The sequence below is a fragment of the Geothrix terrae genome, assembly GCF_022808775.1.
Lineage (GTDB): Bacteria > Acidobacteriota > Holophagae > Holophagales > Holophagaceae > Geothrix > Geothrix terrae.
Window position 1 is genome coordinate 402,200 of sequence record NZ_JAKZLA010000002.1, and the last position, 21,630, is coordinate 423,829.

Annotated in this window: 23 protein-coding genes and 2 tRNA genes; 11 read left to right on the forward strand and 14 right to left on the reverse strand. The window is 69.2% G+C overall.

The genetic code is table 11. The annotated features are described in order from the left end of the window. Positions 1-15 precede the first annotated feature (15 nt). The 4 genes from MLE42_RS04890 (at position 16) to MLE42_RS04905 (ending at position 3,506) form a co-directional block, all read left to right on the forward strand. Positions 16-705, forward strand: coding sequence for a helix-turn-helix transcriptional regulator (locus MLE42_RS04890; protein WP_243286761.1), 690 nt, complete (start codon positions 16-18; stop codon positions 703-705). A 66-nt stretch (positions 706-771) separates the two neighbouring features. After that, on the forward strand, positions 772-1,275 hold the full coding sequence (locus tag MLE42_RS04895) for a DinB family protein (protein ID WP_243286762.1): 504 nt from the start codon (positions 772-774) through the stop codon (positions 1,273-1,275). Between the two features lie 120 nt (positions 1,276-1,395). Continuing rightward, positions 1,396-2,343: a ribose-phosphate diphosphokinase gene (locus tag MLE42_RS04900; RefSeq protein WP_243286763.1), complete on the forward strand. Its 948-nt coding sequence runs from the start codon at positions 1,396-1,398 to the stop codon at positions 2,341-2,343. Beyond that, complete coding sequence (locus MLE42_RS04905) at positions 2,343-3,506, forward strand: class I SAM-dependent methyltransferase (RefSeq protein ID WP_243286764.1); 1,164 nt, start codon at positions 2,343-2,345, stop codon at positions 3,504-3,506. Before MLE42_RS04900 ends, MLE42_RS04905 begins: the two co-directional genes overlap by 1 nt. 52 nt (positions 3,507-3,558) lie before the next feature. Here the strand turns inward: MLE42_RS04905 and MLE42_RS16015 are convergent, their stop codons facing one another. After that, the gene (locus MLE42_RS16015) at positions 3,559-5,250 is read right to left on the reverse strand and encodes a DUF4382 domain-containing protein (RefSeq protein ID WP_275975708.1); all 1,692 of its coding nucleotides are present in this window, start codon (positions 5,248-5,250) and stop codon (positions 3,559-3,561) included. A gap of 145 nt (positions 5,251-5,395) precedes the next feature. Here MLE42_RS16015 and MLE42_RS04915 point away from each other — a divergent pair, with 145 nt between their 5' ends. Next, positions 5,396-6,034: a hypothetical protein gene (locus MLE42_RS04915; RefSeq protein ID WP_243286765.1), complete on the forward strand. Its 639-nt coding sequence runs from the start codon at positions 5,396-5,398 to the stop codon at positions 6,032-6,034. An 80-nt stretch (positions 6,035-6,114) separates the two neighbouring features. After that, positions 6,115-7,173 (forward strand): helix-turn-helix transcriptional regulator, encoded by a 1,059-nt coding sequence (locus tag MLE42_RS04920; protein WP_243286766.1) that lies wholly within the window; start codon positions 6,115-6,117, stop codon positions 7,171-7,173. Positions 7,174-7,176: 3 nt separating this feature from the next. On the opposite strand, the gene MLE42_RS04925 is transcribed toward MLE42_RS04920, so the two are convergent. The 7 genes from MLE42_RS04925 to MLE42_RS04955 form a co-directional block, all read right to left on the reverse strand. After that, positions 7,177-7,761: a hypothetical protein gene (locus tag MLE42_RS04925; protein ID WP_243286767.1), complete on the reverse strand. Its 585-nt coding sequence runs from the start codon at positions 7,759-7,761 to the stop codon at positions 7,177-7,179. Between the two features lie 80 nt (positions 7,762-7,841). Further along, positions 7,842-8,447, reverse strand: coding sequence for a hypothetical protein (locus tag MLE42_RS04930; protein ID WP_243286768.1), 606 nt, complete (start codon positions 8,445-8,447; stop codon positions 7,842-7,844). A gap of 1 nt (position 8,448) precedes the next feature. Beyond that, on the reverse strand, positions 8,449-9,615 hold the full coding sequence (locus MLE42_RS04935; RefSeq protein ID WP_243286769.1) for a M48 family metalloprotease: 1,167 nt from the start codon (positions 9,613-9,615) through the stop codon (positions 8,449-8,451). A 3-nt stretch (positions 9,616-9,618) separates the two neighbouring features. Beyond that, complete coding sequence (locus MLE42_RS04940) at positions 9,619-10,299, reverse strand: hypothetical protein (protein WP_243286770.1); 681 nt, start codon at positions 10,297-10,299, stop codon at positions 9,619-9,621. Between the two features lie 116 nt (positions 10,300-10,415). Next, positions 10,416-11,906 carry an ammonia-forming cytochrome c nitrite reductase subunit c552 gene (locus tag MLE42_RS04945; RefSeq protein WP_243286771.1) on the reverse strand — a complete coding sequence of 497 codons (1,491 nt, stop codon included), beginning with the start codon at positions 11,904-11,906 and terminating at the stop codon, positions 10,416-10,418. Between the two features lie 98 nt (positions 11,907-12,004). After that, on the reverse strand, positions 12,005-12,532 hold the full coding sequence (nrfH, locus tag MLE42_RS04950) for a cytochrome c nitrite reductase small subunit (RefSeq protein ID WP_420843070.1): 528 nt from the start codon (positions 12,530-12,532) through the stop codon (positions 12,005-12,007). A 133-nt stretch (positions 12,533-12,665) separates the two neighbouring features. Next, positions 12,666-13,478 (reverse strand): DUF4097 family beta strand repeat-containing protein, encoded by an 813-nt coding sequence (locus MLE42_RS04955; protein ID WP_243286773.1) that lies wholly within the window; start codon positions 13,476-13,478, stop codon positions 12,666-12,668. Between the two features lie 106 nt (positions 13,479-13,584). Between MLE42_RS04955 and MLE42_RS04960 the strand changes: the two genes are divergently transcribed. After that, the gene (locus tag MLE42_RS04960) at positions 13,585-13,845 is read left to right on the forward strand and encodes a hypothetical protein (RefSeq protein WP_243286774.1); all 261 of its coding nucleotides are present in this window, start codon (positions 13,585-13,587) and stop codon (positions 13,843-13,845) included. Positions 13,846-13,855: 10 nt separating this feature from the next. Here MLE42_RS04960 and MLE42_RS04965 read toward each other — a convergent pair whose 3' ends face one another. Continuing rightward, positions 13,856-14,320 (reverse strand): DMT family transporter, encoded by a 465-nt coding sequence (locus MLE42_RS04965; protein WP_243286775.1) that lies wholly within the window; start codon positions 14,318-14,320, stop codon positions 13,856-13,858. A 70-nt stretch (positions 14,321-14,390) separates the two neighbouring features. Further along, positions 14,391-15,320, reverse strand: coding sequence for a GGDEF domain-containing protein (locus MLE42_RS04970; RefSeq protein WP_243286776.1), 930 nt, complete (start codon positions 15,318-15,320; stop codon positions 14,391-14,393). Positions 15,321-15,424: 104 nt separating this feature from the next. Between MLE42_RS04970 and MLE42_RS04975 the strand changes: the two genes are divergently transcribed. After that, a tRNA-Gln gene (locus MLE42_RS04975) sits at positions 15,425-15,499 on the forward strand. A gap of 17 nt (positions 15,500-15,516) precedes the next feature. After that, positions 15,517-15,591 (forward strand) — tRNA-Glu (locus tag MLE42_RS04980). Between the two features lie 481 nt (positions 15,592-16,072). Here MLE42_RS04980 and MLE42_RS04985 read toward each other — a convergent pair. Beyond that, complete coding sequence (locus MLE42_RS04985; protein ID WP_243286777.1) at positions 16,073-16,822, reverse strand: cytidylate kinase-like family protein; 750 nt, start codon at positions 16,820-16,822, stop codon at positions 16,073-16,075. A 168-nt stretch (positions 16,823-16,990) separates the two neighbouring features. Here MLE42_RS04985 and MLE42_RS04990 point away from each other — a divergent pair, with 168 nt between their 5' ends. Continuing rightward, entirely contained in the window at positions 16,991-18,067 is a 1,077-nt protein-coding gene (locus tag MLE42_RS04990; protein ID WP_243286778.1) for a VanZ family protein, read from the forward strand. On the opposite strand, the gene yihA is transcribed toward MLE42_RS04990, so the two are convergent. Beyond that, entirely contained in the window at positions 18,056-18,643 is a 588-nt protein-coding gene (gene yihA, locus MLE42_RS04995) for a ribosome biogenesis GTP-binding protein YihA/YsxC (protein WP_243286779.1), read from the reverse strand. The two genes, MLE42_RS04990 and yihA, sit on opposite strands and share 12 nt — an antisense overlap. 88 nt (positions 18,644-18,731) lie before the next feature. Beyond that, positions 18,732-19,418 (reverse strand): cell division ATP-binding protein FtsE, encoded by a 687-nt coding sequence (gene ftsE, locus MLE42_RS05000; RefSeq protein ID WP_243286780.1) that lies wholly within the window; start codon positions 19,416-19,418, stop codon positions 18,732-18,734. A gap of 152 nt (positions 19,419-19,570) precedes the next feature. Here ftsE and purU point away from each other — a divergent pair, with 152 nt between their 5' ends. Further along, complete coding sequence (gene purU / locus MLE42_RS05005) at positions 19,571-20,425, forward strand: formyltetrahydrofolate deformylase (protein ID WP_243286781.1); 855 nt, start codon at positions 19,571-19,573, stop codon at positions 20,423-20,425. Positions 20,426-20,433: 8 nt separating this feature from the next. Here purU and MLE42_RS05010 read toward each other — a convergent pair whose 3' ends face one another. After that, a complete protein-coding gene (locus tag MLE42_RS05010; protein ID WP_243286782.1) occupies positions 20,434-21,606 on the reverse strand; it encodes a thiolase family protein in 1,173 nt (390 codons plus the stop codon). Between the last annotated feature and the right edge of the window lie 24 nt (positions 21,607-21,630).

Here is a 21,630-nt window from a genome sequence, read left to right on the forward strand (position 1 = left end):
ACGCCTCAGATCCTCATGCGCCGCGCCGACCGCCTGTTCCAGATCGTCCAGCTGCTCCGTCGAGACCGCATCAGTACCGCGGCGAAGCTGGCCCGGGAGCTCGGCGTCAGCGAGCGGACCCTCTACCGCGACATCGCCGACCTCATGGCCTCTGGCGTGCCCATCGAGAGCGAGGCCGGGGTCGGCTACAGCCTGCCGCGCCACTTCGACCTGCCGCCCTTCATGTTCAATGCGGAGGAGGCCGAGGCTCTGCTCCTGGGGGCGCGCGTCGCAGCGGCCTGGGGTGATCCCTCGCTCCGGACGGCGGCGGAGAGCCTGCTCCGGAAGGTGGAGGCCGTCCTGCCTCCGGGCCGGCGGACGGCCCTTTCGGATCTCCCCTTCCTGGTCCCCGACTTCCACGTGCCGCCCGAGACCGCCCGCTTCCTCGGGGACCTCCGCCAGGGCCTCCGCGAGCAGCGCCGGGTCCGGATCACCTACGCCCGGGCGGACGGGACAGGCTCGGTGCGGGTGGTTCAGCCCCTGGGCGTGATCTTCTGGGGGTACCGCTGGCACCTGGCGGCCTGGTGCGAGCTTCGCGAAGCGCTGCGGACCTTCCGGGTGGACCGGATCCAGGCCAGCGAGCTGCTGGAGCCCTTCGTGGCGGTCGCCGGCCGGGGCCTGGAGGATTACCTGGGAAAAATGAAGACAGAAAAGAACAATCTCTGAACACTCCTGCCACCAGGCTGTCAGGAGCCGGCGTCATGATGGTCCTCCACCACCCAAGGAGCCCCCATGGCCCTCGCCCAAGCCCTCCTCCCCGAGTTCGAACACGAAACGGCCACCCTGCGCCGCGTGATCGAGCGCATCCCCACCGGCCGCCTGGACTACCGGCCCCACGCCAAGTCCTTCACCCTCGGCGACCTGGCCAACCACCTGGTGACCATTCCCGGCTGGACCGTGAGCACGATGACCGAGACCGAGCTGGACTTCGGCCTGCCCGAGACCCAGGCCCGCCAGCCCAAGCCCAGCACCACCACCGAGGGCCTCCTCCGCACCCTGGACGCCCAGGTGGAGGCCGCCCTGGGGGCCCTGTCCAAGACCTCCGACGAGGCCTTCCACGTGACCTGGACCCTCAAGAACAACGGCCAGATCCTGTTCGCCATGCCGCGCATCGCGGTCTACCGCGGCTTCGTCATGAACCACCTCATCCACCACCGGGCCCAGGTCGCGGTCTACCTCCGGATGCTGGATGTGCCGGTTCCGTCCATCTACGGCCCCAGCGCCGACGAGGGCTGAGCCGGGGGGATCGCACCCTCCGGCGGGCCGCCCTGGCCCCGCCGGAGGGCTTCCCGTCCATCCCTGTGACGACCTCCACCCGGGCCCTCGGCTACACTTGGGATCGAGATCGGGGGATCCATGTTCGGCGAGATGAAGGTGTTTTCCGGGAGCAGCCACCCGGAGTTGGCGAGGGGCATCGCCACACACATGGGCATGCCCCTGGGCAAGCTCAAGATCACCCGGTTCTCCAACGAGAACATCAAGGTGAAGATCGAGGAGAACGTCCGCGAATCGGACGTCTTCGTGATCCAGACCTCCTGCCCGCCCGTCAGCGACAACCTGCTGGAGCTGCTGATCCTCATCGACGCGCTGAAGTTCGCGTCCGCGGCCCGCATCACCGCCGTGCTGCCCTACTTCCCCTACGCCCGCAGCGACAAGAAGGACGAGGCGCGCATCTCCATCACCGCCCGGCTGGTGGCCGACCTGCTGGAAACCGCCGGCGCCGACCGCGTGCTCACCATGACCCTGCACGCGCCGCAGATCCTGGGCTTCTTCCGCAAGCCCGCGGACCAGCTGCTGGCCACGCCCACGCTCACGAACTACTTCAAGACCAAGGACCTCGCCAACACCACGGTGGTGGCCACGGACGCCGGGGCCGCCAAGTTCGCCGGCCACTTCGCCAAGCGGCTCTCCGTGCCCATGGCCATCATCGACAAGCGCCGCTTCGACGACTCCGAGAAGGCCCAGAGCGTGGCCCTCATCGGCGACGTGAAGGGCCGGGACGCCATCATCTACGATGACGAGATCGCCACCGGCGGCTCCATCAAGGAAGCGGCCCGCATCCTGCGCGAGTTCGGGGCCAGGACCGTCCGCGTGGGCGTCACCCATGGCGTGCTCTCGGGGAACGCGGTGGAGACCCTCAACTCCGCCAACCTGGATGAGCTGGTGATCACCGACAGCATCCCGGTTCCGCCGGATCGCGCCAAGGCCCTGCCCAACCTGCGCGTGCTCTCCACGGCCGCCCTCTTCGGGGACGCCATCCTCCGCATCCATGGAGGCCGCAGCATCAGCGAAATGATGGACTGATGGCCGTCCGCCTCGGGCCCATCGACGGACCTCCGGGTCTCGACCTGCTTGGACCCGAGGGACCGGAGATCTCGTCCCTCCTGACGCGTCCCTTCCTGGCCCTGCACCGGGCCTCGGGGCTCTACACCGCGCGGACATGCCTGCACCTGCTCTTCGATCTGGGCTGGGAGGCCCGGCTCCGGCAGGGCACGACCCTCGATGCGCTTTGCGAGGCCGGGCCTGCCCAGGCCCGCAAGCCCCTGGCCTGGATGCTGCCCTTTCTCGCCAGCGAGGGGATGCTCGCCCAGGAGCGTGACCGCTACGTCCTGTCCGGCGAACCCGATCTGGACCTGGCCGGCATCCGGGAGGCCGTGGAGGTCGAGGCGCCCGGGCACGCGGCCAATTTCGACCTCCTGGATGGGGTGCGTTCCCACATCCGGCCCTTCTTCACGGACGGGAAGGACGGTGATTCCCTGCTCTTCGGGCTGTCCCTCTTCCCCCTCTGGCTCGCCTACTTCCGCAACGAGAACCTCGTCTACTTCCCCAACAACCTGTTGACGCTCCTCGCCCTCCGGAAGGAGCTGCCGGAAGGCGCCCGGATCCTGGAGCTGGGCGGCGGCGTGGGTTCCTTCGCCCAGCTGGTGGCCGCCCGGGGCGCCGCCGAAGGCTGGCTTTCCCGGATGGCGGAGTACCGCTTCACCGACGTGGCGCCGACCTTCATCCACCGGGCCCGGCGGCGCCTTCCGGAGGCGGCTCCCGGGCTCCCCCTCTGCTTTCAGACCCTCGACCTGAACCAGCCCCTGGGAGGTCAGGGCATCGAGCCGGAGAGCTTCGATGCCATCGTGGGGATCAATGTCCTGCACGTGGCCCAGGATCTCGAAGCCACCCTGCTCGACCTGCGGAGCCGGCTGAGGCCCGGCGGGCGGCTGGTGATCGGCGAGTGCCTGAAGCCCACCCTCGACACGCCCCTCTACTTGGAATTCTTCTTCAGCTTCATCCGGAGCTTCACCGAGGTGAAGCTCGACCCGCGCTGGCGGCCCCGGCACGGCTTCCTCACGCCCGAAGCCTGGGACGACTGCCTGCGCCACGCGGGCTTCCGCGACGTCCGCCACATCCCTCCTCCTCGCCCGCTGATGGACCGCCATCCAGCCTTCAACGTCGGGGCCATGGCCGCCCTTGCCTGAAACGAGGAGCGGCGCCCGAGGGCGCCGCTTCCTGGTCGAGCTGGGCAGGGGATCAGAACCCCGTGAACACCACCACGGCGTAGGCGGCGTAGGTGCCGTCCGGCTTGGGCACCACGGCCACGCGGGCCTGGGTGGCGGTCACGAGCTTGGTGGCCCAGGCCGTTGCATCCACCGGCGTCACCGTGATCGCTCCGGTCTGCTTTGACACCTCCAGCACCAGCGGCTGCGCGCCCACGGTGGTGTTCAGGGTGACAGTGACGGACTGGGTGGCGGCGGTGGAATCCACGAAGGTGAAGCCCAGCTGGCCGCCGTTGTAGGAGGTGCTGATGGTGCCCTGCGGCAGGGCCACGGGCATGAAGATGGCATTGTTGGCGTCCCAGGCGCTGGTGCCGGTGTTCCAGACCAGGTCGCTCAGGCCCCGGGGCATCAGGTCGGGGGAGGCCGTCCCCGTGCCCATCATGCCCATGCCCATGCCGGAGCAGGCCGAAGAGAAGGCGCTGACACTGCTGGACGTCATGCCGGGAAAGCCCACGTACCACCAGGCGAAGGCGCTGTCGTAGGCATGGGTGCGGTCGCCGCTCGCGTGCTGGTAGGTGAAGCTGCTGGTGGAAGCGGCACTGATGCGGCCGCCGTCCACGGCGCGCTGGATGTTCACCGAGGCGGCGTGCATGGGCGTGGCCAGGGGATCCTTCACCTGCACCTGGACCTTGAAGCCCGTCCACATATTGGCGAGGGCCGCCGATCCGGTGCCGAAAAATTGGGCCATGTGGTAGGTGAAGGCGGTGTCGGGATCGATGGCGATGGTCCGGGGCGTGCCGTTGCCGGAGCTGACCACCATGAGGCCGTTGGTCTGGTCCACCCCGTAGACATGGCCCTCGGGCGTCCAGGGCTGCAGGGGGTTGGCGCTGTACCACACGCGCACCGCCCAGAGGCTGCCATCCGGCTGCATGCGCAGGGAGACCAACGCGTACTTCCCGGCGGCCAGGCCCGCGAGGCTGCCGACCGTCTTGGTATCGGCGTCGAAGAACCAGGCGCCCGTGCCCACGTTCACCGTGAGGTCGTTGCCGCCGTCCGTGTGGAGCACAAAGCTCGAGGTGCCCACGGAAGCGATGGTGCCCTTGCGATGGCGGAACATCAGCTGCGCCACGCCGGTCATGCCGTTGGCGTTGGGACGGTGCCTGACCTGGAGGTTCATCACCCAGGTCCCATCCGGCAGCTGCACCAGGAAGAGGGGGTGGCTCAGGTCGAAGTCGAGCTGCACGGCATTGCTGCCGTTGGCGGTCACCACCAGGTCGGAGCTGAGGTTCACGAGGACGCTGCTGCCCGCCACCTTCACCTGGCTGGAGGGCACTGCCGTGCCATCGGCCTTCACCAGGTTCACGCTGGTGGGATCGATGGTGATGCGCAGGGCATCGTAGGTGCCCGCGGGGATCTGGGCCGAGGCCAGCAGCTCACCCACGCTGTCCAGGTCCACGAGGTTGATCTTGGCGCTGGCGCCCTGGAAGGCCACCACCTCCTTGGTGTGGTCCGCCTTGTTCAGGAAGGCCACCTGGGTGACCACCACCTCGACGGAGGACCACTGGTCCGACGGGGCGTCGGTGAGGATGACGGCCGCCGTGCCCGTGGGCGTGGCGGAGCCGGCGGAACCGCTGGAGGAACCGCCGCCGCAGGCCAAGCCGAGGGCCAGGGCGGTGAGGCCCAGGGGAAGCGCCAGCAGGGAGTAAGTGCGGGGAACAGGGCGCATGGGAATCTCCAGGGGGCGGAGCCGGGCTCCGGATGAAGGGGGAAGCGGACACCCCTCTGACCCGCCCTTCCGGGAAAGGGTTGATCACAGGTTTCAGGTTGCATACCGGAGCGCCGGTCTTGCCAAACTGGTCCTGGGAGATTGAATGGCCTCCACCCTGCGGGACCTCCTCATCCAGCGCGCGGCCCGCCTCCAGGGCCGGCCCGCCCTGACGGCCCCCGGCTGGGGCACGTTGACCTACGCCCAGCTGCGCAACCGCGTCGAGGGGGTGGCCTTGGGTCTGCTGGCAGGCACGCCTCCCGCGACGGTGTTCAGCGCGACGGGCACCATCTGGGATTGGGCCGCCGAGCTGGCCGCGGCGGCCTCGGGTCTGGCGTGGGACCAGGAAGGGCAGCCGGTGCCCATGGAAGCCTTGGGTGGCCCCCGCTTCAACGCCGAGGCCGGGCGCGGCGCCTACCACGCCCGGGAGCAGGTCGTCACCGAGGGCACGCCCTTCACGATGGGTCTGACCCATGGCGAGCTGATGGTCCGCCTGCGGCGCCTGAACGCGGCCCTGGGCTGGGATCACGACACCCGCGCCGACCTGCCCCTGGCCCGCCTGGGCGAGCCTGCCCTCCGCGCGGCCCTCTGGAGCGCCCTCTTCGCCGGCGCCCACGCCGTGCTTGTCCCCGCCGCGGCACCCGCCGCCGGCCTCCTGGCCCGCTTCCGCCACCATGAGACCCCATGGGACCCAGCTCCCTTCAGGGACTTCTGGGCCCCCCTCGGGACCGCCACGGACCGATAGCCGCTCCCTGGAGCCCGCGGCCGCCCTCGTGCCTTGCTTCTGGACAGTCGCTGGCCAATCATGGTCCTCAGGAGGTCGCCATGGCCCGACCCGCGTCCCGCAAGGCCCCCGAATCGCCCCGCCCGGACGGGGCCAGCCTCGTGAAGCCCGAGCGTCTCCAGGCGGTGCTGGACGCCATCCGGGACGCCGGGGAGCGCGGCATCACCAAGGCCGCCCTGGCCCGGAAGCTGGGCGGCGTGGCCATGCGCACCGTGGACCGGGCCATCGTGCTGCTGGAGGAGCAGGGCGCCCGCTTCGGGAAGGCCCGCGAAGGCCGGCCCGCCGTCATCCACTTCACCCTGGAGAAGGCGCCGGACTGGGACAGCAAGATCACGCCCCACGCCCGTCTGGCCCTGGAGGTGGCGCTCATGGCCCTGGAGGGCACGGCCACGGAGATGTGGTACGACCAGCTCGAGGGCCTGCGCGCCCTGGCGGACAGCCACCTCAGCAGCCGCGACCGCAACCTCTTCGACGCCCTCCAGTCCCACGTCTGCGTGCGCGGCGGCGCCGACGACCAGCAGGCCCTCGACACCAAGATGCTCTCGCAGGTGCTGATGGCCCTGGGCCACCCGGAGGGGCCGCGCGAGCTGGAGCTCACCTACGCGGCCGCCTCCACGGGCCGCACCGGCACCCGCACGGTGGTGCCCTTCACCCTCACCCACGACGTCTTCTCCGGCGGCGCCTTCCTGCTGGCCTGGGACCCCGCCAAGCAGGAGCCCCGGCACTTCCGCCTGGCGCGCATCGTGGAGGCCAAGGCCCTCTCCCGGCGCGGCCTCATCCCCGACAAGCGCCCCCTGGAGCAGGCCCGGGACCTCCAGATCGGCGGCTGGTTCAGCCCCGGCGCGCCCTTCCAGGTTCAGGTGCGCGTGGGCGGCTCCAACTGGCCCCAGTCCCTGCAGGACGCGCCCCCCGCCCTGCCCCGGATCGAGGTGCGGAAGGAGAAGGGCGGCACGGTCCTGCTCAGCTTCATGGCCACGGACCTCCACGGTCCCACCCGCTACATCCTCCAGCTCGGCGCCGATGCGGAAGTGCTCGAGCCCAAGGCCCTGCGGGCGCACCTGGCGACCACCCTGAAAGCCATGGCGGCCCGGTACCGGTAGGTCTCAGCCCTGCTTCCGCGTGTTGCTCTCGATGGCGCAGAGCAGGCCCAGGAGTTCGGAGGCGAGGTAGCCACCCAGAAGGCCCAGGGCCGCGGAGGCCAGGCCGGTGAGCAGCATGGCCAGGCCCGCGGGGAACGGGTCCCCGCCGGCGCCGGGCAGCAGCAGGCGCAGCTCGCCCATGTCGGGCCGCGCCTCGCCGGCGCTGATCCAGATCATGAGGGCGCCGCCCACGCTGGCCACGGCCACCAGGCTGGCGTAGAGCTCTCCGCCCAGCCGCAGCAGCAGCCGCGTGAGGGGGATGATCACCTCTCCGGCGATCTGGGGCATGGCCGCCACGTCCTGGGCCCGCACCCAGCTGAGGTGGGCCACGAGGTAGGTGGCCAGGACCAGGGCGACCTGGAAGATCAGCTGTCCGAAGATGGCCTGGGTGCTCGTCCCACCGCCCCGCCACAGCTCGATGGACAGCCAGATCCCCGCCACGAGGGCCGCCACCGCCCACAGCCGGAGGAGCCAGGAGAAGACCTGCTTGAAGAAGCTGCCCTCGGAGATGAGGCGCAGCAAGGCAGGAACGATGGACAGCTTCGGCATCGGAGCCTCCGGCGGACGTGGGATCGACGGCTCCAGCCTCGGGAGGTCATCGGCCTTCGTCAAGCGATTCCCTTCTCCGGTCAGCCCTTCTCACGGGGGCGCGCCGACTGGGCGATGGCCTCGACCTGCGGCAGGTGCTTGGTGAAGTAGTGGATCCGGGGGGCCTCGTACACCATGAGGAAGAGCTCGCCGCGATGGATGGCGCCGTAGGCCACGCCCCGCGTTCGGACCTCGTCGCCCTTCCTCACGCGGCTGAACTCGAATCGGAAGCCGCTCTCGTCCGCGAACTTCGCCGGGGAGAGCTTCTCCAGCTTGAAGACGCTGCCGTCCCGGCTGGCGAAAGCCTCGTACATCTCCACCACGTCCTGGGCCTGCATATCCTTCCGGAAACGCGGGATGGGCTTGTCGGCGGGACGATCCTTGACGGGCACGAAGGCCTCCCCCTCGGCGAGCCCCGTATAGAAGTGGAGCTGGTCCAGGGGCATGCCCTCGGAGGTCCAGACATCATGCTTGGGCTGCTGGGTGCCCTCGAGGCGGCTCCAGGCGCCGTCGATGCGGACCGCCAGCCGCTCGCACACCACCAGCTCCCCGGGCGTGACGCCCACCCAGGTGGCGGGCTTCGTGCAGCCGGTCAGCAGCACCAACGAGGCGAGGAGCGCGACGAGGAGCGCGGGCTTCAGGTTCATCTCAACCCCCTTCCGTCAGATAGGAACGGATCATCTCGGCGTCCTCCGCATCGGGGCGGGCCGCCAGGTACCGACCGAAGGCCTCCCGCATCTCCGGCAGCCGGCCGGTCTTGCGGTAGAGGACGCCCAGGGCCCGGTGGACTTCGGGCGGCACGCCCGGCAGGCCCGCGGCCTTCTGGTAGGCGGCCAGCGCGCGTTCGCCGTCCCCGTCCGAGGCCCGCAGGCGGTAGGCCTCGCCCAGGAAGTAGGCGGCCTGGCCATCTTGGGGATCCGCCGCGGTGAGCCGGTCCAGCAACGCCAGGCTCTCACCGAACTTGCGCCGCCGGAGCTCGTCCTCCAGCCAGACCTGGCGCCAGGGTGCCGTGGCTTGCCGGAGGGCCGGGGCGCGGGGGTCGAGATCCGATCGGCCGAGGGCCCTGGCCGCGGCCTCCAGCTTGGTCTGGCGCTCCTTCTCCGTGGGGTGCGTGGCGAAGAGGAGGCTCCGAGTGGAGGCGTCGCCCGTCCAGTCCTTCTCCGCCTGCAATTCCGCCAGGAGATTCGTCCAGACCTTCGAGGCCTCCAGAGGCGGATAGCCCGCGGCAGCCATCAGCTCCAACCCGATCTGATCGGCCACCCGCTCGTGGTTCCGGCTGTAGGCGAACGCCCCGGCCAGAACGCCCAGACCTGCCAGCGTGCCGGCCACAGGCACCAGGCCCAGGACATGGGCGAAAGCGGTCCGCGACTTGGCGTCCCGGAGGCGCTCCACCGAATGGCGGGCCATGTAGTGCCCCACCTCGTGGCCGATCACCGCGGCCAACTGGGCCTCGTTCTCCGCCCGGAGGATCAGTCCCGTCCAGACCTGCATCATGCCGTTGGGGGCCATGTTCGCGTTGAAGTAGGGGGACCGGACTACGTAGGTGCGCACGTCCGGACAGTGGGCTTGCGCCAGGCGGCAGGTGATGGCGTGGACATAGGCGGAGATGGCCGCGTCCCGCACCAGGAAGGAGCTCTGGCGCAGGCGCTCCTCCTCCCGGTCCATGAGGGCCCAGAGGCCGCCCTCATCCGTCTTCGGCGAGGGCCGCGGGATGCGGGGCGGTGGCGTCCAGCCCTGCGCCGCCCTCAGCGCCGATCCCAGAAGGGCCATGGCGCCGCAGCAGCTGCAGGTTCCGACGAAGTCGCGACGGTCCACACCCTACTCCGGGAATTCCTTGAGCAGATGGCCGAGGGTGGCCTTCGCGGGCTCCAGTTCCCGCACATCCCCGGTGACCTTGGCCATCTCGTTGAACCACAGGATGCGGCCCGTCTTCAGGTCCACCAGGGAGGCGTAGCCCACCTGGGCGCCCCCGCCCACCCCCACGCCCAGCGCCGCGTAGAGGACCATGGTCGCCACCCGGCCGCCGGTGGCGTAGCTGTCCCGCAGGAAGATGAACAGCGCGTAGTCCGCGGAGGCCTGCTTCCGGATCTCGGCGACCTCCTCGCCCAGGGACCAGTCGAGCTTCCCGGCCTTGCTGGGCAGCTTCCAGGAGCCGAAGTGGTGGAGGTCGATGGCGCGGGCCACGGCGCCGTGCAGGTGGTTGAGCTCCGCCAGTAGCTCTCCGTCTCCGGGTGGCACGGGCACGAAGGTCCCGCCCTGCCCCGCCTTCCGCAGGCGGAGTGCCTCCTTCAGGTTCGCGATGGCCTTGGTGGTCCACTCCGCCCGGGGTTCCAACACGCCTCCGGCGGTCACGGCGAACAGCTCCACGTCGAGCGGCATCACGGCCACCGTGGCCCCGGCGGGCAGGCCCGTGAAGCCCTCGGCCAGATGGGACTGAGCGGCGAGCCCGCGGCCCAGGCTCAGGATCAGAGCCAGGAGGATCAGGCGGAAACGGACCATGGGATACCTCCGGAGGCGCGGAGCAGGTCATGTGTGGGATCGGTTCCTTCCATGCTACCCCCTGACGCAAGCGGGGCCGGCTGAGCCGGCCCCGCTTGGTGCAACGGTGGGAATGCCTACTTCCGGGCCGACTTGGAGGCGCCCAGATCGCGGAGGGCCACCTGGCCCTGCCGGCCGAAGTCGATGGCCTCCCCGAGGATGCGGGCGACCTCCTGGGGCGCGTGGAAGCCCATGGAGTTCTCGGCATTCACGAAGTCCACCCGCCACTGGGCCTTGCGCTGGAGCTCGAGGATGGGCTTGAGCTTCGCCTCGTCCAGGCCGGCCTTCTTGGCGGCCTCGATGTCGTTGATGAGGTTCACCACGGCGTCCTCGGCGCGGTCCATGAGGGCCTTGGTGCGATCCTGGATGGCCGTCACGCGGGCCTTCAGCTCCTCCTCGGGGAAGCGATGGCAGGTCTGGCAGGAGCGGGAGACGTTGAGCAGCGGGCTGCGCACCTGGTGGTCGCTGACCTTGAGGGCGCCTTCCCGGACATAGGGCATGTGGCAGTCCGCGCAGGAGACGCCGGAGCGGGCGTGGATGCCCTGGCTCCACATCTCGAACTCGGGGTGCTGCGCCTTGAGGACCTCGGCGCCGGTCTTGCCATGCTGCCAGTCGAAGAAGCGGTGACCGTCGGGGAACTTGTAGCTGTCATAGTAGGCCTCGATCTGCTCGACCTTCAGGCCATTGTTCCAGGGGAAGAAGAGCGTGACTTTGGGGCCGCAGTAGTACTCCACGTGGCACTGGCCGCAGACCATGGAGCGCATCTCCTGGCGGGAGGCGTCGCGGTTCGCGTCATAGGGCGTGGCGCGGTCGCCCTTGCGCCACTTCTCGATGGAAGGCAGGTGCGGCACGGGCTCGGGGCTGTTGGCCAGGGCCACGATGCCGCGGATGAAGCCGGGCTTGGTGACGCGCAGGGCCATGTTCTTGGGATCGTGGCAGTCGATGCAAGCCACGGGGTGCTTCACCAGCTTGGTGGCGTCGGCGTAGGGCATCTTGCACACGGCCTCGAAGCCGGCCATGAGCTGGGCCTGGGCGTTGGAGCTGGTGAAGTCCTCATCCAGCGTGCCGGGCGCGCCGGCCTTCAGGCCCTGCTCGCGGAAGGCCACCGTGTTCGAGGCGTGGCAGTGGAGGCAGGAACCGGGCTGCTTGCGCTCGGTAACGCGCTTGGTGTTGCGCTGGTCGTCCAGCATGTAGGCGTGGCCGCGGCGCTGGTTGAAGTCGATGGCGAAGGCGTAGCCGTCGAAGATGGTCACCAGCCGCGGATCCTCCTGGATGCGGCTCTTGGGCAGGGCCTCGCTGCCGGCGCCGCCGTACTTGGTGTTGTACTTCTCGGAGGTCTTCAGGTAGGTCTCGTACTCGCGGGGGAAGTTCTTTCCCCACAGGGCGGGATCGACGACTTTCTCGTCGAGGTCCACGAGCTTGAAGCTGGTCTGCTTCGCCTCGGCCTTGCGGGTGGTGATGCTGGCGTAGAGGGCCATCACGAGCACCGTCGCCACGGCGGCACCCGCGGCGATGAGGCCCATCCGGACCACGGGCCGGGAGAAGAACGGGGTGGGGTTGTCGGTCATTGGGGTTCCTCCCGCGTGGCGGGCCACGCGCCTTAAGGTGGGATCGAGGGTGAGATCGGGGGTGGGGTCAGGGGTAGGTGGTCAGATCGGTCGGAAGCTCAGCCCATGGGCCCATGGCCCACCTCCTGGTGGCAGCGCACGCAGCCGTAGAGGTCGGCCTTCTGGGTCGGGTCCGTGGGCACGCCCAGGGTGCCGTGGGCGGTGATCTCGCCCGTCAGCTCGCCGTGGCAGCGGATACAGTTGTCCTCCAGCACCTTGGCGTTGCCGGGCTTGATGCGGATGGGCTCCGCGAAATTCAGCAGCGTGAAGGCCTTCGAATGGTGGTACCCGTTGCTGGCCTTCACGAAGAACTTGTTCACGACGTTGTCGTGGGGCAGATGGCAGTCGTTGCACACGGCCACGGCGTGGTGCGAGCCGTGCCGCCAGCTGTCGTACTCCCCGCGCATCACGTGGCAGTTCACGCAGACCTGGGGATCGTTCGACAGGTACGAGGTGCCGTGGGCCGCCACGAACGTGTAGGCCCCGGACCCCACGAAGACGCCCGCGAAGACGCTGGCGAGGACGCTCAACAGGAAGAGGCGACGCTTTCCGCTCACGGGGTATCCATCCGATGTCCGAGGGTCCATCCTCCGACCGGAACAGGATGAGATAAAATTAAGACCTGTCAATCCGATATCAAAATATCTTTTTCGACGATATGGTTGTCTATGCAGAGCAAGAGCCGGCTCTGCCGGCTCTTGCTCGAAGGGTCGAGAGGTCTTAATCCAGCGTGATCGCCCCGTTCACCGTGCTCAGGTGGATGTCCTGATCCCCTCCGGGGAAGGTGGCCGTGACCCGTCGCTTGGAGACCTCCACCTGCTCGGCGCCCTTGGCATTGAAGGTGATGCCGCCGTTCAGCGTGGTGGCGGTGAGGTGCCCCTTCAGACCCGCGATCTGGAGGCGGATGGTGCCGTTGACGGTCTCGGCCTTGACTCCGCGGCCCAGGCCGTCCAGACCCGTGCCCTTGATGGTGCCGTTCACAGTCTGGATGGTGAGGCCACCCTGCACCCGCTCCAGGGTGACGGGGCCGTTCACCGTGGTCGCCTTGAGGGAATCCCCCAGATCCGTGGCACGCACTCCGCCGTTCACGGTGGTGAGACTGGCGGCGCCCCAGGTTCCAGTGAGGGCCACCTCACCGTTCACGGTCTCCAGGGAAGGGACCACTTTGCGCGGCACCTTGAGGGTCATCTGGCACTGCGGCCCCTGGTAGGAACCCCAGCCGTTGTGCTTGGGGTACTCGCCGCGGATTTCCAGACCGTTCTTCCCGGATTCGAAGACCACCTTCACCTGCTCGTCCCGGCTGCTGGGCTTGAATTCACCCGTGAACTGGACCTCATCGCGATCCCAGGCCTCCACATGGATGAATCCATTGACGTTCTTCACCTTGAGCATCGACCCGGCCGCCAGGGGCACCGTGCGGGTCTCGGTGGTCTTCTCCGCCTTGGCGGGCTGGATCACCTGGGTCTGGGCGGCGAGCGGAGCCCAGAGGAGGACAGCGGCCACGGCCGCGGCGAGGGGATGGGTGAGGGACATGGAAGCCTCCTGCGTTGTCAGAGAACGTTGGAGGTGATACGAAGGCCTTCGGAGGCGGTTTAGACTCCTTTCCAGCTCCGTATACTTGGGAGTGCGCGGAGTCCCCATGTCCCAGACCATCGACCGCCCCGAGCTCAGCCCCGCCGAGTGGAAGCTCATCCAGGACCTGCGCTCCCTTCCGGACGCGGCCCTCCGGGAGCGCATGCAGACCTCCATCGGCGAGCTGCTGTTCTTCTTCCAGACCCCCCGCTGCCAGGGCATCGGCATCGAAGGCTTCCCCTGCGGCGATCCGCGCTCCTCCTGCGAGGACTGCCACCAGATCTGGGACACGCTCGACAAGGTGGCCGAGCGGGTCCGCAAGGCCTGAGCGACCGGCGTCAGCGCGCCAGCCAGCGGTCGCCGAAGTTCACGAGAATCGCGCCCGCCAGGATGAACCCGGCCCCGAGAAGGCGGATCCAGGACAGGCCCCGCGCCTGGAGGCCGATGAGGCCGAAATGGTCGAAGGCCAGCGAGGAGCACACCTGCCCCGCCACGATGAGCGACACCATGGCCGCCAGGCCGATGCGGGGAGCCAGCAGGGTCGTCCCGAACACGAAGAAGGCCCCCAGGAAGCCGCCCAGCCACTGCCACCACGGCACGCGGGAGAGGCCTCCCAGCGCCGCGAAGGGCTGGCCCGTGAGGGCGGAAACCACCAGCAGCGCCGCGGTGCCCACCGCGAAGGACACCAGCGCCGCCAGCATGGAGCCGCTGTGGAGCGATGCCCGGAGCGCGTTGTTGACGGCCGACTGGAGGGGCACTGCCAGCCCGATGGCGAAGGCCATCATGAGGAAGAGCAGAACCATCCGTGCCTCCGCCTGGAAGGGCCCATGGTAGCCAGCTTGGAAGCCCCCGCCGTCCTTTGACGGGAGCTCTTCAGAGGGCGCACACGCGGTTGCGCCCCTCCACCTTGGCCCGGTAGAGGCCAGCATCCGCCCGGGCCAGCATCTGCCCCGCATCCAGGTCTCCCGGGGCCCGCTCGGCGATGCCGAGGCTGCAGGTGACCACCAGCCCGCCGCCGGGAAGGGGCACGGGCGCTTCCCCCATGGCCTTCCGGAAGCGCTCCGCGAGGGGCCGCGCGCCATTCAGGTCCGTCTCCGGGAGGATCACGAGGAACTCCTCGCCGCCGATGCGACCGGCCAGGTCCGCCTCGCGCAGCGTGGCCCGCAGGCGCTCCCCGAAGACCTGGAGCACGAAATCCCCCGCCCCGTGGCCGTGGGTATCGTTGATCCGCTTGAAGTGGTCCAGGTCGCACATCAGCACCGACAGCGGCCTGCCGTAGCGCACGCTGAGGCCGAAGCGGGTCTGGAACTCCGCCAGGGCACGGGTGCGGTTGGCCAGGCCCGTGAGCGGGTCCTTGGTGCTGAGGTCGAGCAGGGTCTCGTGGAAGGCGCGCTCGAGGGGGTCCATGGCCACCAGCTTCAGCACATGGCCGCCGATGGCCAGGCGGTCGCCCGGGTGCAGGGCCACGGCCCCCTGGATGCGCGAGCCATTCAGAAGGGTGCCATTGGTGGACCCGAGGTCCTCCAGCCACACCTGGCCACCGATCACGCCGATCCGGGCGTGGTGCCGGCTCACCTCGCCATCCAGCAGGGCCACCTGGACGTCCGGCGCCCGGCCGATGAGGGAAGCTCCCGGCCGCAAGGCGAAGATCCGTCCCAGCGCCGCGCCTGCGTAGGCCACCAGGGCCCACTCCGAAGGGGCCTCGGGGAGGTCGCCCCCGGGTTGGATCCCCGCCAGCGTGGGCATGTCCGCAGTGACGGGCGCCTGCACGGGCCGGGGCGGGGCAGGCCGTTTGCGCACCATGGGTCCTCCGGGAGATCCCTTCTTTTTTGGAAGACTACATCGCACCTGCCGGAACCACCTCTTGTCTTTTACCCAACACCTGGTACATTGAATCTTCCACTCGTTGGGGAGTGGTCTAATGGTAGGACAACAGATTCTGGTTCTGTCAGGTGAGGGTTCGAGTCCTTCCTCCCCAACCACTCAAAATTTGGTTCCTGGTCCCATCGTCTAGCGGTTAGGACGACGCCCTCTCACGGCGTAAACAGGGGTTCGATTCCCCTTGGGACTACCAAACGGCCCGGCACACGCCGGGCCTTCTTCTTGTCCCAAGGGAAATCGAAGTCAGCGCTGGCGGGGCGGTAGCCGCCTCCTCTGACAGCCCGGGGGGCTGCCAGAGGAGATCAGCGGCGGCCCCAGCCAGCGCTGCGGCCGGAACGTCACCCCGGAGGCGCAGCCGCAGGGGTGATGCGGAGGGATTCCCCTTGGGACTACCAAACGGCCCGGCACACGCCGGGCCTTCTTCTTGTTCCAAGGGGGATCGAAGTCACGGATGGCGAAGCCCAGCCGGGCCCCGGCGGGCTGAGCATCATGTCCAAGGTGTCTCTGCCTAGCCGCGCCAGCCGCCCGCAGTCGCCCCCACCCCCGGGGCTATTCTGGAGGCATGGCCGCCTCTGTTCCCGTTCCCCCGCCGGCGCCCAAGGCCGCGCGCCCCGTCTGCTCCTGGACGTGCCTGGGCCACTGCCCGACCTGCCAGGCCCGGGCCATGGAAGGGGTCAGCTCCGGATCAGGTGGGTCGCACGCATCGGGTCGTGCCTGAAGTAGTCTTGATCCGGCCAACCGTCGACGACGACCCGCCGGCAGGCCTGGGCGATGGTCTCCACGCTCTGGCGCTCGTTGTTGAACACGGCGTCGTACCAGCGGGAGGACGTGACGTCCGCGTGGAGGCATTCACTGATGAATTTCTCCCGCAGCTTCGATTGCTTCCGGACCAGCTTCTCGGCCTCCGTCAGGGAAATGTCCAGGCGGCGGGCGATGGTCGAGATGCGGAAATCCAAGCCGGCCTCCAGGCGGAAATGGAAGCAGTTCTTCAGGTCCTGGCAGGCGACGGCTCCGCCCCGGCCCACGATGATGGCGCTGCCGACCATGGCGATCTGGACGAGGTGCTTCACCACCTTGGCGTAGGCGTCATCGTGGGTGAGGTGGCCGAAGTGGGTCCGGAGGACATCCTGCGCATGGCTCTCATCCCCCAGATGGCCCAGGAGCTGGCGGGACAGGTTCTCATCCGAGGCCACCTGGTCCACCAGCGCCTTGTCGAACAGGTTCCAGGGCTGGCCGGAGGCCTCCTCCAGCAGCGCCTTGAGCCGCTGGGCCAGCGCATAGCCCTCGCACCCGTACTGCCTGGAGATGGTCACGGACGGATGGGCCTGGGGCCGATGGGCCTGCTCGAAGCGCTCCCGGAGGCGCATCCAGCCGGCTTCGCGCTGCTCGATGCTGGGGATGAGGGAATCGAAGCTTTTGGGCATGGAACCTCCGGCTTCTGAGCGGTCAGATCCGGGGCCTACGCCCGGAAGGTACGGCCTCCACGGGCGGTGGCAAGGTCCCCGCGCGCTGATATTTCGGGGGTCATCTGGTTCGGGACCCGCGTGCGAGGGCCGGCTCGCATCCCCCCGCCGCCTGTGGTTCGATGGATCATGCGCTTTCGTGGATCCTGGCTCCTTCCCCTGGCCGTGGCCGGGACGATCTTCTGGCTGAGCGCGCAGGGGCACTACCCGGGCGGGATCGAGCTGCCCTCCCCCCTGGACAAGGTGGCCCACGCCACCGTGTTCGGCATCCTGGCCCTGGCCTTGGATGTGGCCCTGCGCCAGACGGCGCCGGGGCTGCCCCCCTATCGCCGGCACCTGGTGATCCTCGCCGCCGTCGCCCTCTATGGCGTGTCCGACGAATTGCACCAGCGGTTCGTTCCCGGGCGGGCCTGCGAGCTCAGTGACTGGGTGGCCGACGCCCTGGGCGGCGTTCTGGCCCTGACCGCCAGTTCGATCCACCTGCTCACCACCCGTCGGCTGGCGGCCCTCTCCTGGCGCCGCGGCGCGCCGCGCAGGCCGGACGCCGTCCGGGACCTCATCCTCGTCGCCGACCCCCACTGGAACGCCACGCTCACCGGCCTGGAGGCGGCCACCGCGGCCCATCCGGAGGCCGACTGGCTCTTCCTCGGCGATGTCTTCGACGTGTGGGTGGGCTTCCCGGGCATGGAAACGGAAGCGCAGGGGGCCTTCCTGGGCTGGGTGGATGCGCGCCGCGCGGCGGGCCGCTGGGTAGGTCTGTGGCTGGGCAACCGCGAGTATTTCCTGGACCCCCACGCCGCGCGCTTCGACCTGATGGGCGAAGGCATTGGCGGGGCCCTGGACGGCGAGCCCCTCGCCTGGGAGCACGGCGACCTCATTAACACCGCGGACCGCCAGTACCGCCTGTGGAACCTGGTGTCCCGCTCCGGCGCCCTGTGGCTGCTGTTCCGCCTGATGCCCGCGAGCACGGCCCGGAAGGTGTCCGCCTGGATGGAGCGGAAGCTCCGCACCACCAACGCCGCCTACAAGCTCGCCTTCCCCCGCGAGGCCTTCCGCGCCGCCGCCCAGGCGCATCCCGGCACCACCTTCCTCACCGGCCACTTCCACACCCACGAGGTCGAAGCCAACGGCATCGCCCTGCCCTGGGCCCACGAGGGGCGGTTCATGGTGTGGCGGAAGGGGAAGGTCGAGGCGCTAGAGCCCTAGCAGGTCCGCCACCTCGCGCCGCAGCTCGGGGATGCCCGTGCCCTTGCCCGCGCTCACCCAGGCGATATCACCGGCATGCAGGCCCAGGTCCGCGGCCACGTCCTTGCGCTGTTTCAGGGCCCGGCTGGGCTTCACCTGGTCGGCCTTGGTGGCCACGATGCGGTGGGGCAGGCCCTCGGCGCGGAGCCAGTCGATCATCTGGTGGTCCAGCTTGGTGGGGCCCACCTCGGCGTCTACGAGCACGAAGACCATGCGCAGCGTGGCCCGGCCCGTGAGGTAACCCTCGACCATCTTCTGCCACGTGGCGCGCTCGGCGGCGGGCCCCGTGGCGAAGCCGTAGCCCGGCAGATCCACGATCCAGCGGTCCGGCCCCGTGAGGAACACGTTGATGAGCCGCGTGCGGCCCGGCGTCTTGGACACCCGCGCCAGCTGCTTCTGGTTGGCCAGGGCGTTCAGCAGCGAGGATTTCCCCACGTTGCTGCGCCCCACGAAGGCCACCTCCGCGTGGCAGACGCCCAGCTTCTTCGCGTCGGCCGCGGAGGTGACGAAACGGGCATCGGTGAGGGGCTGGGCCATGGGACCTCGGGTGGCTACGACGAAGGTCGAGGCAGATTCAAGATTAGCGCCCTTCCGAGCCGCACGGCGTCTGGAGTCCGGACTGCCCCTACACCGTCACCAGACTCGTGGGCGCGGGCTGGTCGAAGGCGATGCGGCCGTGGTCGAGGCCGATGACGCGCTTCCGCATACGCTGGATGAGGCTTCGGTCGTGGGTGGCCACGACGACGGTGGTGCCCTGGCCGTTGATGCGTTCGAAGAGGGCCATGATCTCCTGGGCGAGGTCGGGATCCAGGTTGCCCGTGGGCTCGTCCGCCAGCAGCACCAGGGGATCGTTCACCAGGGCCCGGGCGATGGCCACGCGCTGCTGCTCGCCGCCGGAGAGCTGCAGCGGGTAGCTGCTGAGCTTGTGCTGGAGGCCCACCATCTTGAGCGCCCGGAAGGTGCGCTGCTTCTGCTCGGCGGCACTGACGCCCAGCACCCGCAGGACGAAGGCCACGTTCTCGAAGATGGTGCGGGTCCGGATGAGCTTGAAGTCCTGGAACACCACGCCCAGCTTGCGGCGCAGCAGGGGGATCTCCTTCTCCGGCATGGCGGCGAGGCGGTGTCCCGCCAGCTGGATATCACCGCTGCTGGGCACCTGCTCACGGAAGAGCAGCTTCAGCAGCGTGGACTTCCCCGCGCCGCTGGGGCCCGTGAGGAACACGAACTCGCCCGACTCGATGGCGAAGCTCACATCCGACAAGGCGGTGTGGATGCGGTCGTACTGCTTGCCGACGTGGGTGAGGGTGATCACAGGGTGGTCCGGTTGGCCTTGGGTCGCACAGGGGGTCCCAACTTCGGGAGTGAGGGTCTTCGAATCAACAGCCACTCCATTTTCACCACGACCGGGCCCTGATGGCCGCCCGATTTGCTTGCGGCCCGGACAGCCCTGGGGTGAAATCACCTATGTCCAACCCCACGGCCATCTTCCTCATCTCCTGCCCGGACCAGAAGGGCATCGTGGCGCGCCTGGCCGGCTTCGTGTACCAGCACGGGGGCAACATCGTCGATTCGGATCACCACTCGGACCTGCAGGCGGGGCGCTTCCTGGGCCGCATCGAGCTCGAGGTCGAGGGCCTGGACCTGGATCGGGCCGGGCTCCGGAAGGGGTTTGCGGCCATCGCCGACCCCATGGGCGGCCACTGGGAACTCCATTTTTCGGATGTGGTCCCCAGGATCGCCCTCTGGTGCAGCAAGCAGGAGCACTGCCTCCTGGACCTCCTCTGGCGCCACCAGGCCGGCGAGCTGGGGGCGGAGATCGCCCTGGTGCTCAGCAACCACGCCACGCTGAGGCGCCACGTCGAGCCCCTGGGCATCCCCTTCCACGTGGTCCCCATCACCCGTGAGACCCGGGAGGCCGCCGAGGCCCGGGAGCTGGCCCTGCTGCGCTCCGAAGGCGTGGACCTGGTGATCCTCGCCAAATACATGCAGGTCCTCAGCCCCGCCTTCCTGGAGGCCTTCCCGTCGGTCATCAACATCCACCACAGCTTCCTGCCCGCCTTCGCCGGGGCCCAGCCCTACCACCAGGCCCACGCGCGGGGCGTGAAGCTCATCGGCGCCACGGCCCACTACGTCACGCCGGACCTCGACTCGGGTCCGATCATCGACCAGGACGTGGTGCGCGTCAGCCACCGCGACACGGTCGAGGACCTGGTGCGCAAGGGCCGGGATATGGAGCGCCTGGCCCTCTCGCGGGCCGTGCGGCTCCACCTCCAGCACCGGGTCCTGACCTACGGGAACAAGACGGTGGTGTTCGAATAGCTCTCGGTCTAAAGCCGCTCCACCAGCATCGCCACGCCCTGGCCGCCGCCGACGCAGAGGGCGGCGAGGCCGAGCTTCTTGTCCTGGTCCTGGAGCAGATGCAGCAGGGTGACGAGGATGCGGGTGCCGCTGGCGCCGATGGGGTGACCGATGGCAATGGCACCGCCGCGCAGGTTCACCTTGGCGGGGTCGATCTCCGGCAGCTCCGCCAGTACGCCCAGGCTCTGGGCAGCGAAGGCCTCGTTCAGTTCGAAGAGGTCGATGTCCGCCAGCTTCACGCCGGTCTTCGCCAGCAGCTTCTGGATGGCGGGCACGGGGCCCAGGCCCATGGTGGCGGGATCCACGCCGGCCTGGGCGAAGCCGAGGATGCGGGCGATGGGCTTGTGGGCCTTGGCGGCGGTCTCGGAGGCCAGCACCAGGGCGCCGGCGCCGTCGTTGATGCCGCTGGCGTTGCCGGCGGTCACGGTGCCGTCCTTCTTGAAGGCGGGCTTGAGCTTCGCGAGCCCTTCGGCGGAGGCATCGGCCTTGATGTACTCGTCGCGGTTGAAGAGCGCGTCGCCCTTCTTGCCTGCCAGGGTGACGGTGAACACCTCGCGGTCGAAGGCGCCCGCGGCCTGGGCGGCGGCGGCCTTCTGCTGGCTCTGGAGGGAGAAAGCGTCCTGGGCTTCGCGGGTGATGCCGTGCTTGGCGGCCACGTTCTCGGCGGTGATGCCCATGTGGGTGTCACCATGGCCGCACCAGAGGCCGTCCTGGATCATGCTGTCGATGAGCTGGGCGTTGCCCATGCGCGCGCCCCAGCGGGCGGCGGGCAGCAGGTAGGGCGCGTTGGACATGCTCTCCGTGCCGCCAGCCACCACCAGGTCTGCGTCGCCCATGGCGATGGACTGGGCGCCCAGGGCGATGGCCTTGAGGCCCGAGCCGCACACCTGGTTCGGGGTGTGGGCGGGCGTCGAGAAGGGCAGGCCGGCCTTGAGGGCCGCGAGCCGGGCGACATTCTGGCCGCTGCCGGCCTGGAGCACGTTGCCCATGACCACGTCGCCCACGGCCTCCGGCGCCACGCCGGCCCGCTGGAGGGCCTCGGTGATGGCCAGGGCGCCCATCTGCACGGCATTCAGCGGCTTCAGGCCGCCTCCGAAGGAACCGACGGCGGTGCGGGTCGCAGACAGGATGAAGGTGGACATGGCAGGCTCCGGAGGATCCCCCCA